Source organism: Yeosuana marina, assembly GCF_011762485.1.
Taxonomy (GTDB): domain Bacteria; phylum Bacteroidota; class Bacteroidia; order Flavobacteriales; family Flavobacteriaceae; genus Yeosuana; species Yeosuana marina.
In genome coordinates this window covers 72,574-87,375 of the sequence record NZ_JAAKGI010000025.1, presented here as the reverse complement: position 1 = coordinate 87,375, position 14,802 = coordinate 72,574, and the positions used below count along the sequence as shown (strand labels likewise).

13 protein-coding genes are annotated in these 14,802 nt (G+C 33.0%); 7 read left to right on the top strand and 6 right to left on the bottom strand.

Going from position 1 to position 14,802, the window contains the following annotated elements; all coding sequences use genetic code 11:
* Positions 1 to 20 precede the first annotated feature (20 nt).
* Genes G5V56_RS12725 through G5V56_RS12710 form a run of 4 tightly spaced genes read left to right on the top strand, consistent with a single transcriptional unit; the run spans position 21 to position 4,322 of the window.
* Positions 21 to 947 carry an ABC transporter ATP-binding protein gene (locus G5V56_RS12725; RefSeq protein WP_166965587.1) on the top strand — a complete coding sequence of 309 codons (927 nt, stop codon included), beginning with the start codon at positions 21 to 23 and terminating at the stop codon, positions 945 to 947.
* A 2-nt stretch (positions 948 to 949) separates the two neighbouring features.
* On the top strand, positions 950 to 2,263 hold the full coding sequence (locus tag G5V56_RS12720; RefSeq protein WP_166965585.1) for an ABC transporter permease: 1,314 nt from the start codon (positions 950 to 952) through the stop codon (positions 2,261 to 2,263).
* Position 2,264: 1 nt separating this feature from the next.
* On the top strand, positions 2,265 to 3,152 hold the full coding sequence (locus G5V56_RS12715) for a mechanosensitive ion channel family protein (RefSeq protein WP_166965583.1): 888 nt from the start codon (positions 2,265 to 2,267) through the stop codon (positions 3,150 to 3,152).
* A 6-nt stretch (positions 3,153 to 3,158) separates the two neighbouring features.
* On the top strand, positions 3,159 to 4,322 hold the full coding sequence (locus G5V56_RS12710) for a sigma-54-dependent transcriptional regulator (RefSeq protein ID WP_166965581.1): 1,164 nt from the start codon (positions 3,159 to 3,161) through the stop codon (positions 4,320 to 4,322).
* 71 nt (positions 4,323 to 4,393) lie between these two features.
* Here the strand turns inward: G5V56_RS12710 and G5V56_RS12705 are convergent, their stop codons facing one another.
* The gene (locus G5V56_RS12705; protein WP_166965579.1) at positions 4,394 to 5,122 is read right to left on the bottom strand and encodes a hypothetical protein; all 729 of its coding nucleotides are present in this window, start codon (positions 5,120 to 5,122) and stop codon (positions 4,394 to 4,396) included.
* A gap of 122 nt (positions 5,123 to 5,244) precedes the next feature.
* Here G5V56_RS12705 and G5V56_RS12700 point away from each other — a divergent pair, with 122 nt between their 5' ends.
* From G5V56_RS12700 to G5V56_RS12690, 3 genes are all read left to right on the top strand, one after another.
* Positions 5,245 to 6,123, top strand: a complete 879-nt coding sequence (locus tag G5V56_RS12700; protein ID WP_166965577.1) for a PPK2 family polyphosphate kinase — start codon at positions 5,245 to 5,247, stop codon at positions 6,121 to 6,123.
* A gap of 87 nt (positions 6,124 to 6,210) precedes the next feature.
* A complete protein-coding gene (locus G5V56_RS12695) occupies positions 6,211 to 7,590 on the top strand; it encodes a M20/M25/M40 family metallo-hydrolase (RefSeq protein ID WP_166965575.1) in 1,380 nt (459 codons plus the stop codon).
* Between the two features lie 10 nt (positions 7,591 to 7,600).
* Entirely contained in the window at positions 7,601 to 8,176 is a 576-nt protein-coding gene (locus G5V56_RS12690; protein ID WP_166965573.1) for a hypothetical protein, read from the top strand.
* Between the two features lies 1 nt (position 8,177).
* Here G5V56_RS12690 and G5V56_RS12685 read toward each other — a convergent pair whose 3' ends face one another.
* The 5 genes from G5V56_RS12685 to G5V56_RS12665 are packed head-to-tail and all read right to left on the bottom strand — an operon-like array spanning position 8,178 to position 14,787.
* Positions 8,178 to 8,927: a DUF6090 family protein gene (locus G5V56_RS12685; protein WP_166965428.1), complete on the bottom strand. Its 750-nt coding sequence runs from the start codon at positions 8,925 to 8,927 to the stop codon at positions 8,178 to 8,180.
* 12 nt (positions 8,928 to 8,939) lie between these two features.
* Positions 8,940 to 9,536, bottom strand: coding sequence for a Pycsar system effector family protein (locus G5V56_RS12680; RefSeq protein ID WP_240911311.1), 597 nt, complete (start codon positions 9,534 to 9,536; stop codon positions 8,940 to 8,942).
* A 50-nt stretch (positions 9,537 to 9,586) separates the two neighbouring features.
* Positions 9,587 to 10,627 (bottom strand): adenylate/guanylate cyclase domain-containing response regulator, encoded by a 1,041-nt coding sequence (locus G5V56_RS12675; RefSeq protein WP_206285906.1) that lies wholly within the window; start codon positions 10,625 to 10,627, stop codon positions 9,587 to 9,589.
* A complete protein-coding gene (locus tag G5V56_RS12670; RefSeq protein ID WP_166965571.1) occupies positions 10,627 to 11,001 on the bottom strand; it encodes a response regulator in 375 nt (124 codons plus the stop codon). The genes G5V56_RS12675 and G5V56_RS12670 overlap by 1 nt, the downstream gene beginning before the upstream one ends.
* Before the next feature lie 54 nt (positions 11,002 to 11,055).
* Positions 11,056 to 14,787, bottom strand: coding sequence for a sensor histidine kinase (locus G5V56_RS12665; RefSeq protein ID WP_166965569.1), 3,732 nt, complete (start codon positions 14,785 to 14,787; stop codon positions 11,056 to 11,058).
* Positions 14,788 to 14,802 lie beyond the last annotated feature (15 nt).

The window sequence follows — 14,802 nt, the reverse complement described above, 5'->3', positions numbered from 1 at the left end:
ACCAACAATAAAAAATAAGAATGAGTAATATTTTAGAAGTCCAAAATGTTTCTAAAAATTTTGGATCGTTTACTGCTCTAAACAGCGTGTCTATAGCTGTCCCAAAAGGAAGTATATTTGGTTTATTAGGGCCTAATGGCGCTGGTAAAACAACACTTATTAGAGTTATAAATCAAATAACCATGCCCGATTCGGGTCACGTAATTTTAGATGGCGAACCCTTAAATCCAATGCATATAAAGGATATTGGTTACCTGCCAGAAGAGCGCGGGTTATACAAATCTATGAAGGTTGGAGAGCAAGCATTGTACTTAGCCCAATTAAAAGGATTAAGCCATAAAGAAGCAAAAAAGCGTTTAAAATATTGGTTTGATAGGCTAGAGATAGGGGATTGGTGGAACAAAAAAATTCAGGAGTTATCAAAAGGGATGGCACAAAAAATACAGTTTGTTGTAACAGTATTGCATGAGCCTAAATTGTTAATTTTTGATGAACCATTCTCTGGATTTGATCCTATAAACGCCAATTTAATAAAAGATGAAATTTTAAAGTTACGAGACGATGGTGCTACGGTTATTTTTTCAACACACCGTATGGAATCTGTAGAAGAACTATGTGATGAAATTACGTTAATTCACAAATCAAATAAGATACTTGAAGGAACACTAATTGATATAAAAAAGCAGTTTAAAACTAATACGTTTGAAATTGGTATTGATACAAAGCAGCATCTTATTTTGGAAAAGGAGTTGTCTGAAAAATTTGAAGTATCTCCTGCAAATTTTAAATCGCTAGGCGATGAGTTGAAGCTTAACGTTAAATTGTCTGAAAGTGATAATCCAAACGATTTATTAAGTTATTTATGTAATTATGGAATGGTATCTCATTTCGTTGAGCTTATACCTAGTGTTAACGATATTTTTATCCAATCAGTAAAGAATAATTGATTATGAATCATTTACCGCTTATAATAAAACGTGAATACTTAACGAAGGTTAAAAACAAATCATTCATAGTTATGACTTTTTTAAGTCCAATTATTATGATTGGTCTGGCATCTTTAGTTGCTTATTTGTCACAAATAAATAATGATAAAGAACGAACCATTTTAGTTTTAGATGAATCTAATGTGGTACAAGATGTCTTTAAAAATGAAGATCATGTTACCTATAATATATTAGAGAATATGTCTTTAAAAGATGCTGAAGAATTGGCAAAACAGTCAGAGTCATATGGGTTGTTATATATTGATAAATTAACTGATATTGATTCTATTTCAGGACAAATTAAGTTTCTTTCAGAAGAATCTCCTTCTCTATCAGTTATCTCAAATTTAGAGGCTAAAATTGATAAAAAAATAGAGTACTTAAAACTTCAGAAAAAGGGTGTTGATGTTAAAATGATTGATGCCGCAAAAACAAACGTAAGCATTTTGCAGGAAACTTTTAAGGGAGAAAAAACGTCTAAAACAGATAGTGTTGTTAAACTTGTTTTTGGAGGATTAGCAGGCTATTTGTTATTTATGTTTATCATTATTTATGGAAACATGATTATGCGAAGCGTTATCGAAGAGAAAACTAGCAGAATTATTGAAGTTATTATATCCTCTGTTAAACCTATTCAATTAATGTTAGGTAAAATTATAGGCACCTCTTTAGCGGGTATTACACAGTTTGTGGCTTGGCTCTTAATAGGAGGGGTATTACTTTTTGTTATTTCTACCGTTTTTGGTTTTGATGTGGGACAAATGCAATCTGCAAATCAAGAAATGATGCATAGTGCGATGAATAATTCAGAAATGACTATGCAAATACATGATTTATTAACGTCCTTCTATCATTTACCTATAACTAATTTAATTATTGCATTTATATTGTTTTTTATTGGCGGCTATTTATTGTATAGTTCATTATATGCAGCCATTGGTGCCGCTGTTGATAACGAGACAGACACACAACAATTTATTTTTCCAATTTTAATGCCTTTAATGTTGGCGGTATATGTCGGCTTTTTTACGGTTATTGAAGATCCTCATGGTACCGTATCAACGGTATTTTCATTCATACCATTTACATCTCCTATTGTGATGCTTATGCGCATACCTTTTGGGGTTCCTTTGTGGCAGCAAATAGTGTCTTTATTAATATTATTGGGTACATTTATGCTTACTGTTTGGTTTGCAGCTAAAATTTATAGAGTGGGTATTTTAATGTATGGAAAAAAACCAACCTATAAAGAGATAATAAAATGGATAAAATATTAACATGGATCAGAATCTAGATAAAATTGAAAAGGTTATCTCAAAAAGTTCTATTTGGGAAAAGTTTGTTGATTTTCTAGATCTTATAATCTATCAAAATAACAAGCATACTATAGAAATCACAATTGGTTATGTGCTTTTAATTTGTATTATATTATTAGCTACATCAGTTCTTTTAAGGTGGGGAAGAAAACTGCTAACACGAAATATGCCTCAAGAAGACAAGGTTAAATTCGTTACAGTTTTTTCATTTGCAAGGTGGCTTATTTATGCCATTGTTTTGTTAATAGTATTAAATTCTATAGGTATTGATGTAACAGCTGTGTTTGCTGCATCCGCAGCCTTATTAATAGGTATTGGTTTAGCACTTCAAACCTTATTTCAAGATATTATTTCAGGAGTTTTTATTCTGGTAGACCAAACGGTTCATGTAGGTGATATTATTGAACTGGATGGTAAGGTTGGTCGGGTTGAAGAAATAAAACTTAGAACGACAAGAGCCGTTACCATTGATAATAGAGTTTTGGTTATTCCAAATCATTTATATCTTACTAATAGTTTATTTAACTGGACACAAAATGGCACAACCACAAGAGAGAGTGTTACTGTAGGAGTTGCATATGGAAGCGATGTACAATTAGTAAAAAAGTTATTGTTAGAAGCTGCCAATTCACATCCAGAAGTTATAGATGTATCAGCGACTATTGTTCAGTTTACAGATTTTGGAGATAGTTCATTAAATTTTAAAGTTATATTTACCTTAGGGGATAGTTTTAATGCTAACAACCCAAAAAGTGATGTGCGTTTTGAGATAGATAGATTGTTTAGAGAAAACAATATAACTATTCCGTTTCCCCAAAGAGATGTTCACATTTTTCAAAATAAAAGTTAAAAAAATATGCCTAAAATTTTAATAGTAGAAGATGAAGCTGCCATAAGACGCGTACTTGTAAAAATTCTTTCCGAAGAAAATGACACGTATGATGTTGAAGAGGCTGGTGATGGATTAGAAGGAATTGAAAAAATAAAAAAAGACGATTACGATTTAGTGCTTTGTGATATTAAAATGCCTAAAATGGATGGGGTTGAAGTATTGGAAGCTGTAAAAAAAATTAAACCAGAAATACCAATTGTAATGATTTCTGGACACGGAGATTTAGATACTGCGGTAAATACCATGCGTTTAGGTGCTTTTGATTATATATCAAAACCACCAGATTTAAATAGACTTCTTAATACTGTTAGGAATGCTTTAGATAGAAAAGAACTGGTTGTAGAAAATAAACTGCTTAAAAAGAAAGTCAGTAAAAATTTTGAAATGATAGGGGAGAGCAGTGCTATTTCCCATATTAAAGATATTATTGAAAAAGTTGCTCCAACCGATGCCAGAGTGCTTATAACTGGTTCTAATGGAACAGGAAAAGAACTGGTTGCACATTGGTTACATCAAAAGAGTGATCGTTCTAGTGGCCCAATGATAGAAGTAAACTGTGCTGCTATACCAAGTGAGCTTATTGAAAGCGAATTATTTGGTCATGTAAAGGGAGCGTTTACAAGTGCCGTTAAAGATCGAGCAGGAAAATTTGAAGCGGCTAATGGAGGAACGATTTTTCTTGATGAAATAGGAGATATGAGTTTGTCTGCACAAGCAAAAGTGCTTCGTGCTCTTCAAGAAAGTAGAATTTCGCGGGTAGGTAGTGATAAAGATATTAAAGTAAATGTTCGTGTTATTGCAGCTACTAATAAGGATTTAAAAAAGGAAATTGAAGACGGTAAATTCAGAGAAGATTTATATCATAGATTAGCTGTTATTTTAATTCAAGTGCCTGCTTTAAACGATAGACGTGACGATATTCCATTACTCATAAATCATTTTGCTGATAAAATAGCAAGTGAGCATGGAACTGCACAAAAAGTTTTTACCAATAAAGCTATTAAGTTATTACAAGATTATGATTGGACAGGCAATATAAGGGAATTGAGAAATGTAGTTGAACGATTAATTATTTTAGGTGACAAAGAAGTTACAGAAAATGATGTTAAAATGTTCGCATCAAAATAGTAACATTTTAAAATTTAAAAGGCCGGAACTGCATTTACATGAGTTCTGGCCTTTTTTATATATAATTAAAATTAGTCTTCGCAGTCATTTAAATAGGACATATAGGTTGAAGCTAATCCTTTAAGACTTTTTAAATAATGGTTTTTTATTTCATCAATACTTTTGGTATTTAAAGAATCTGCACTTTCATTAGGAACCGAGATTGTATTCTTACTATCGCTAATTTTTAAAATATCATTATAGTTTTTGACGCTTACAGAAATTGCAGACTTGTATTCAGTAATCATCTGTTCTTTTTTAAGCATTAAGGCTTTTTCTTTTTGAGCGGCCAATTTCATTCTAATCTCTTTCTCTTTTTGTTGGAGTTCAAGTTGTTGCTGTTTAAGCGTTTCTTGCTCATCTTTTAGTTGAGAAAGGCTATTATCTTTTTGGTCTGCAGCTGTACACTTATCTAATTCAATAATACTTTCTTTAGCAATGTCTCTTGCTCTTTTAACAAAAAAGCGTCCGTCTTCATAAGTTTCAGCGGGCTCAACTTTTTCTAATAAATCTATAGCGTCAAAAGCATGATTGTAAGACGTTTCGCAACCACAATCTTTTAATTTTGGTAAAGCACGCTTAAAAGCCATTAAGGATTTGTATGCGTATTCCTTTAAATGCGAAATGTTATTAGCCTCATAAGAGGTCTTTACATCTGAGTAAGCATATATGACATCAGAGTCTGCTTCAGAGCAATTAGTTTGCCCCTGAAATTTTAAGCATATAAGAATAAATAGAAAAAATAAGTAGTTCTTTTTCATGGTATTTGGTTTTAAATTTAATAAGTAGGTGCTCAAAAATATTAAAAACATACCAAAGTAGTGTGCATTTCATCGAATTTATTCTTTTACTATCTTTATGAAGAATTTAAAAAAATGAATTAATGAAAAATATATCTCCAAAAGACTTCCTTGTAGAATCATCAATTAATCTAAAAGAAAACTCAACAACTTATGATTTAGATACTTCGGAAAAAAAAATAGAAAAAGAGTTAAAGTCCGTTAGAAAAAAACTAGGTAAACTTCAAGATACTATGTATGCCCATGGTAAATATGCTGTTTTGGTATGTTTACAAGGTATGGATACAGCGGGCAAAGACAGTTTAATTAGAGAGGTTTTTAAAGATTTTAATACACGAGGTATTGTAGTGCATAGCTTTAAAGTTCCTACAGAATTGGAGTTAAAGCATGATTATTTATGGAGGCATTATTTAGAACTACCTGCCAGAGGTAAATTTGGGGTTTTTAACAGAACGCATTACGAAAATGTATTAGTAACAAGGGTACATCCTGGTTATATTCTTTCTGAGAATATTCCTGGAATAAATTCGGTTAATGATATTGATAATGCCTTTTGGAGTAAACGTTTTGAGCAGATAAATAATTTTGAAAAGCACATTTCAGATAATGGTACCATCATTTTTAAATTCTTTTTAAATCTATCAAAAGAAGAACAAAAATACAGATTACTTCGCAGGTTAGAGAAACAAGAAAAAAACTGGAAATTTTCACCAGGCGATTTAAAAGAGCGTGAACTATGGGATGCTTATCAAGAATGTTATCAAGACGCCATTAATAAAACTTCAAAACCGCATGCACCATGGTATAATATTCCAGCAGACGATAAAGCAACAGCACGCTATATTGTTGCTAAAATTATGTACGATACCTTAAAAACCTATACTGATATTCAAGAACCAGAACTGGATGACGATATTAAAGCAAATTTGGATATGTATAAAAAACAATTAGAAAGCGAATAATTAAATGTTTTTGTATGTCAACTTTTATGATTTACTTCACATAAAAGTGTGTATAGAATGATATCTTTAAAATCTAAAATTAGCCTTATGAATGTATTAAAAAAAGTCATTTTTATTATATCATTTTTAATGATCCTTCCTGTAAATGCTCAATCAGACGAAGAAGTTATTAAGGATATATACAAACAGTCATTAACAAATGGCAAGAGTTATGATTGGCTGAATTATTTATCTAATCAAATAGGAAGCAGATTGTCTGGATCATTAGGTGCAGAAAGAGCAGTTGCTTGGACCAAAGAAGAATTAGATAAGTTAGGATTAGATAAAGTTTGGTTACAACCTGTTATGGTCCCAAAATGGGTGCGTGGTGCCAAAGAATATGCTTATATAAAAAGTTCAGATGGAAAATCCATAACAGTTAATATTTGTGCATTAGGCGGGTCTGTTGCAACACCAGCGTTAGGTATTAAAGCTTCTATTGTTGAAGTTCATGATTTTGAAGAATTGGCTACCTTAGGAAAAGAGGCTATTGAAGGTAAAATTGTGTTTTATAATAGACCTATGCAGCCAGATTTAATAAATACTTTTGAGGCTTATAGCAAAGCAAATAATCAACGTACAAAGGGAGCAATGGAGGCATCAAAGTATGGTGCCGTTGGGGTTATTGTAAGATCTTTAAATTTAAGATTAGACGATTTACCGCATGCAGGAAACATGACTTATGGAGATTTACCAGATGATAAACGTATTCCTGCTGCAGCCATAAGTACTAATGATGCTGAGTTATTGAGTACGATGCTTAAACTAGACAAGACCATCCAATTTTATTTTAAACAAAACTGTAGACAACTTAAAGATGTTCAATCTTATAATGTGATTGGAGAAATTAAGGGAAGTCAATATCCTAATCAATATATGGTTGTTGGTGGACATTTAGATTCTTGGGATTTAGGAGATGGCGCTCAAGATGATGGTGCAGGTGTGGTACAGTCCATGGACGTGTTAAGGTTACTTAAAGAATCTGGCATTAAACCTAAGCATACTATTAGAGTAGTGTTGTTTATGAATGAAGAAAACGGATCAAGAGGGGGCGCAAAGTATGCAGAAGAGGCTAAACTCAAAAACGAAAATCATGTATTCGCTTTAGAGAGTGATTCTGGAGGTTTTACACCCAGAGGATTTTCATTTGACTGCGATGATGATCAGTTAAATCATATAACCCAATGGAAGCCTCTTTTCAAACCCTATCTGATACATTATTTTGAAAAAGGACATAGTGGATCTGATATTGGTCATTTAAAAGGAATTGCTCCTGTTTTAGTGGGTTTAGCTCCAGATTCGCAACGTTATTTTGATTATCATCATGCAAGTAATGATACGTTTGATGCCGTTAATAAACGTGAGCTCGAATTAGGAGCAGCTACCATGACAGCTTTAGTATATTTAGTTGACAAATACGGAATTTAAATAGTTTTATATGAAACGTTTTCTTGTAGTCATCTTTTTAATGACGTATCAAATACAATCTCAAAATAGTATGGAATCTAAATTGCCTTATTACGAAATTCCCGACACTCCAGAATCTTACACAGCAGGAACCGTTGCCGCAAGAATGCTTGATGGTTTAGGATTTAGATATTACTGGGCTACTGAAGGGTTACAACCAGAAGATTTAAGTTTTAAACCTAGTGATGATGCTCGAACGAGTGCAGAAACCATTGACCATATTTATATCTTATCAAAAGTGATTCTAAATGCAACGTTGCAACAATCAAATGAAGGAGTGAATGATATACCTGATTTGACATTTAACGAGAAAAGACAACAAACTCTGGAAAATATAAAAACCGCTGCGGATATTTTAAGAGCTTCAGATGATATATCTCAGTTCAAATTAATTTTTAGTGAGCGTGAATTTCCGTTTAGGAATAGTATTAACGGTCCCATAGAAGATGCCGTTTGGCATTGTGGTCAAATTGTATCATTCAGACGGAGCTCTGGAAACCCTTACAATTCAAAAGCTAACGTTTTTACAGGAAAAGTAAGAGAATAATTTATTGCTTAGACTGTTTGTCTGAAAACTGTAATAATATCTCTTTTGTTTTTTCCTGAATGCCATTCAATTGTCCAATGGCGTAAATATTGGTTACATTTCTAATTGCCAGTAGGCCATTTAAATAAGTGCCTAGTTCCTCAAATTGTGCTTTTTCCCATATAGCTTCTGCTAGTTTTGAGTGAGGCGAAATATTGCCATAATCTCCCAAAGGGTATTTACGCTCGAAGGATATTACCTGATCTACATAGGTTCTAAGATTAAGTTGAGTGCGGGAAATGTTATCTTCATGCATCACATCAAGTTGAAGTATTTCATCTTGTAGCCATTTATCTAAAATATTCAAATTTCCTGTCGACAATAAACTTTTTAAAGTATTGTTGTTAAAAGAGACTGCTACATGGACTTTAGGGTCAAACTTAAATCGAGCAATGTTAATGAGTGTATCAATAGTAACATGATCGTTAGACATTTGTTTTATAAAACCAAAAACCTGTGTGGTATCTTGCTTGAGAATATTTAAGGTTTGATCTATCATCAGCGTATCCATTTTCAGATCTCTAATAAGCGATTGAACAATCAAATCCTTTTGAATGTTCTGTTTTCGTATTTCATTCCAGTTATTAACTTGCAACGCAATCAAAATCCCAATAACCACCAGGAAAATTTCGCCAATGGCATATTTTAGGTAGTTGGTGGTTTTACCTTCGGCTACTAGTTTTTTGCGAATGTTTCTGAAGAATTTAATCATATTTATCAAATATCATATTACCATTAGTACAGCATAATAAATTGTTGTTATTAATAGTATGATAATTCCAAAAGCCAGAAACCGAAGTGCTTTGTTTACATTTTTGAATTTCTTGTTGGTAATTTTGGAAATGATAAAAATCTGTTGTCCTAGCTGATCGAATAATTTATCTTCATCCTTACTTACTTTATAAAAGGTTTTGGAAAACTCTTTGATACCGCCAAATTTGGAAATAACATCTCCGAAGAAAAACATGTTTTTGTCATATTTCGCTTCAATTCTTGGGATAAAACAGCGGATACAGAAATAGATTGAAACAACTGTGCAGCCAAACCAAAGACCTATGAGTACGTATAAGGGTATATTATTTGGAAAAGCTATAAATATATTTTCTGTTTTTTGGTACATAAAATTTAATAGAATTCCATAAAAAGAGAGAAGAAGACCTGCCTTAAGTTCGGAAGCTTGAATAAGTGCAGTGATATAATTGATAGTCCCCCAATAATGGTCTACCATGTCTTCTGCATGGGCATTATGTAGTCTATTTTTTTCTAAATCAATTTGTGATTTTGATTGTTCTTTTTTTTGTTTGTCTTCGGCTGGTTTCATAAAAAAGTTTTAAATAAAATAAAAAGATGTTTTTTTAGTCACATTATTTTTTATTCTAGAACCTCGTAAACTGTTAAAGGTTCTGATTTGTTTTTTACGGTTATACTTCCTAGTTTTTTACACTGAAAGGCTTCTTTGACAGCATTGTAACACTTCTCACTAATAATTATCTGGTTTGGTTTTGCGGCATCCTGCAAACGCGCTGCAGTATTTACGGTGTCTCCTATTACCGTGTAATCCAAACGTTTTAAGCTGGACGACCCAATGTTTCCGGAAATCATTTCACCACTTTTAATACCAATGGAGACTTTGGGTTCAAAACCTTGCAATTCACTAATTTTAGGAATTTCATTAATTTTATGTCTTACAGACAATGCAGCATCTATGGCACGATCTAGATGGTAATCTCCTCTAAAAACAGCCATAATAGCATCGCCTATAAATTTGTCAATAAAACCTTTCTGTGCCATAATTTCTTTAACCATGACGTCAAAATAGCTATTAATCATATTAACCACCGTATCTGCAGGCGCCGTTTCACTTATTTTTGTAAACCCACAGAGGTCAATAAACATTACCGTAGCTTCTATAGTTTCATTGGCCATAATGGTAGTTTCATAATCACGACTTCCCATAAAGTTTAGTACGTTTTCATCTACATACATTTTTAAGATATTATTTTCTTTGATGGCCTGTAAGGTTTGTTTAATATGTTCAGCGTGTTTTATAGTTTTTTCTATGGTAATGATAAGATCTTCAAAATCAATGGGTTTGGTTATAAAATCAAAGGCACCCCGATTCATGGCGGTGCGTATATTTTCCATATCGCCATATGCTGAAACTATAACGGATTTTAGTAGCGGATTGAGTTCATTGAGTTTAGACAATAACGTGAGCCCATCCATTTCTGGCATGTTAATGTCGCTCAAGACCAAATCCATATTGGGGTCTTCAAGAAGCTTTTCTAAGGCATCCTTTCCGTTGATTGCAAATACAAATTCGTACTCATTTTGCCGAATTTGTTTTCGGAATTTTTGTTTAATGAGAACCTGTAAATCGGTTTCATCATCTACTACGAGTATCTTTGCCATTATTTTAATGTGGTTAGTTTATTTTTTAAAAGTGTAAAATCTAAAGGTTTCGTTAGAAAATCGTCGGCACCTAAGTTTATAGCCATGTTTCTGTTTTCCTCGTCACCATAAGCTGTAATCATCATGACTAATGGTGGTGGTTTTACATACTGTTTCTTTATATATTCTAATAGTTCAAGTCCGCTCATCCCTGGCATATTAATGTCAGACAAAATCAATACGGCTTCCTGCTCCATGGTTTTCATTGTATTTACAGCCTCTTCTCCAGAAAAAGCAAATACAAAGTTCATTTCACCTGTTTTTATTTCTTTTCGAAAGCGTTGTTGAAAAAGTAATTTTACATCTGGCTCATCGTCTACAACTAAAATTTTCATATTGTTTTCTTTTTTTATTCATTATTTGTATCCTGTGGATACTTGTTTTTTGTGTTATTTTATTGGTAATGATATGGTAAAAGTGGTTCCCTTACCTGATTCTGATTCCACATCTAATTTCCCACCGTGTACTTTTACAATATCATAACTTAATGATAAACCTAGTCCAGTTCCTTTACCTGATGGTTTGGTGGTAAAGAAAGGTTGGAAGATTTTTTCTTTGATGGCATCAGGAATTCCATTGCCGTTGTCTTTTACACAAATAAAAACGTTATTATCCACTTTTTTGGTGCTAACCGAAACGGTTGGTTCATAGGACACTTGTTCGCCCGAGCTTGAAAAAGCCTTCTTTTTTTCGTCAACAACGTAAAAGGCATTGGTAATAAGATTTAACACCACTCGGCCAATATCTTGTGGCACAACGCTTATCTTACCAATTGATGTGTCAAAATCTGTCTGCATTGTTGCATTGAATGATTTGTCTTTAGCTCTTAAACCATGGTAGGCTAACCGCAAATATTCATCGGCTAACATATTGATGTCTGTAGGTTCTTTTTCGCTACTGCTACTGCGACTGTGTTGAAGCATACCTTTAACAATGCTATCCGCACGTTTGCCATGAAAGATTATTTTATCCTCATTATCAACAACATCTTTTGCCAGGGCTTTCACTTCATCATAATTTCCGTTTTCAATTTCCTCATTCATTTCTTGCAGTAATTCCTTATTTACCTCCGAAAAATTATTGACAAAGTTCAATGGGTTTTGAATTTCATGAGCAATACCTGCTGTTAACTCCCCTAAACTTGCCATTTTTTCTGCTTGAATTAATTGAGATTGCGTTGCTTTTAATTCTAAATAGGCTTTCTCTATTTCTTTAGCTTGTGCTAATTCTTTTTCTCGAGTTTTTTCTCGTTCTTTACGTATGGTATTTCGTTTTTGAAAGCGATGTAATTGAAATCCTATTATTGCTAAAAGCATGACATAAATTAAATAGGCCCACCACGTTTGCCACCAAGGTGATAAAATAGTAAATTTAAACTCTGCCGGTTTACTCCAACTACCATCTAAACCTTTAGATACTACTTTAAAATTATAATCACCTGCCGGTAAATCTCGATAATTTTCACTAATGGTTTTAGAGGATACTGGGCTCCAATTTCTATCAATACCTTCTAAAAAATAACTATAAACTAATTTGTCTGGATTATTTAATTGAAACCCATTATAATTAAAACTTAAATAATTTTGATTAGATGGCAATGTTAATCCAACTGGCATGTTGTATGGGCCTTCAACTGTTTTCCAATGCATTTGGTTTTTTTTATTTTCAATATCATTTTTTGCAACAATGGAATCTTTATTTATGACTCCTAAAGAATCTATAGCTTTTCTGCTTTTTTGAAGGCGTACTTCATCTTTAAATTCTTGTTTTTTATCTAAAATGTTTAATCCTGTAACGTATGTTGTATTGTTATAATTTGAATTTTGAAGAGGATCCATAACAGTGAGCATAGCGCCGTTAACGCCTGCCCAAAACCTTCCATTTTCATCAAAGGAAAAACTGTTTTCAGAAAAATCGACTTCATTTAACCCTTGTCTTCTGTCAATTGTTTTTGCAGTCCAATAGGGGTGTTCCTCTTGTTCTTCCTCATTAGGTTTAAGTATAGTCAATCCTTTGGAGGTTCCAGTAAATATGTCACCGTCATGTTCTATTATGGCATAGACATCATTTGCTGCTAAACCTTCATTGGTGGTAAAAGTGGTGATTTCTTTATTTTTTGGATTAATAAGTTGTACGCCATCTTGAGTAGCTGCCCAAATATTTTGATGGGCATCTAAACATAATGAGAATACTGTATTTGAAACCAAACCATCATCTTTTATTAACAACTTACGCGTATTATTTTTAGGGTTAATTATTTGAATACCTGCACCTATAGTCCCTATCCAAATATTATTTGAAGCGTCATTCAAAAATATGTTAATAATTATATTAGTTTCTTCAGCAGTTGATTCGAAATATTTAAAGACTGAATGGTCCAGATCGACCGTTTGTATTTCGCCTGTTTCGGAACCCATCCAAATAAGCCCGTTTTCATCTTCAAAAACAGTTTTAATAGTATTTGCTTTTAAACCTTGTTCCGTAGTAAGTTGCTGTATAGTTTCTTTTTTTGGATTAATGATACTTACCCCAAATCCAGAACCACTAGCCCAAATTCTACCTTTGGAATCTTCTATTAATGACGGGTTTCTTGCATGCACGAGCCCTTGCTCAATGCCTAAATGTTTAATGGTTTTTGTTTTTGGGTTATAAATATCTATACCATTATAGGTGCCAATCCAAGTGTTGCCATCTGCTGTTTGTACAGTACTCCATACTTCATTACTGGTTAGCCCGTCATTGACACCATAATTTCCAGGTCTCCCAGTTTTATAATCTAGTTTGTATAATCCATTTCTATAATCGCCTGCCCATATTTGGCCTTGCTTATCTTCTAAAAGATTACGTAGGATATGATTTCCTTTTTTTACTTCAAATTCTTCTAATAGTTTGTTGGCTTCATCGTATGCATATAGTAAACCATCAGAACAACCCAACCATATTTTACCGGATGTATCTTCATAAATATTAGCCACACCAACACCTTCTTTTAAACCTTGCTCCCCGGTTAGTCGTGATATTTTTGTTTTGTCGGCATTAATAATTTGAACACCACCAGCGCCATCACCCCCACCAATTCCAATCCAAATGTTATTCTTGGTATCTTGATAAATATGGGGGACAAAAGGATTAGATAAACCGTTTTGAGGGGTGAGAGCCCTGTTTGTTTTATTTTTTAAATCAATAATATTAACGCCTTTATCGGTAGAAAGCCAAATAAGGCCCTCTTTATCTTGTAATGCAGTAATACTAAAATTGCCAAGTAAACCTTCCTTCTCAGTAAATTGCCAGACGCTTCTTTTCTCTAAATCAAGAATAAGATAACCAGATCGATTATTATTATTCATCCACATTTTACCATCATTGGCTTCCATCATATAGTATTGGCCATTAAAAACATCAAGTGGACAGCTTAATTCATATACAAGTTGTGCTTGAAAATCGATAACAGAAATTGTTTTTGTATCGTGTCCTATCCAAAGGCGTCCTTTAGAATCTATATAAACTACAGCAGCTCTATTTGAACTTAAACCTTGTTCAACAGTATAAATCTCTAAATTTTGTGAATCGTATTTGGCTATCCCACCATCTGTACCAATCCAAATCATACCGCTATTGTCCGTTGCAACACAACCAGGTGTTCCGGGAAGTCCAAAGTCCGTATTAAATTCCATAATACCTCTACTGGCATTTGGTATGTTCATGGGGTTTCCTGCTTTTACTATTTTAGGGCTTCGAAGTTTCGTTACTTTAATAATAATTTCTGTCTTTGGTAGACTATCAAAGCTAAAATTAGTTTTAGGTAAATTATTCCAATCTAATGGTTTGGCAGCTAAAGGGGCTTTTAATTTATAAGGAATGTCAATATTAAAAGGTTTTGAGGGTAATTTATCCCAACTAAAATGTTTGGTTGGTAAGGGTTTAATTTTTGATTTGTCTTCAGTGACCCACTGAATGGTATCTGTTTTAGAAAACTCAAATTGTTTTGTTTGGGGTTGCGCATATTCACTGCTTAATTCTGGAAAAGGAGGTGCTTTTTTAGAATTTTTACAAGCCCCAAAAACCAGTACTGACAAAACCAATACTATAGATTTTAAATTGATTTGATACGGTTGTTTCATGTGTTTACATTTATT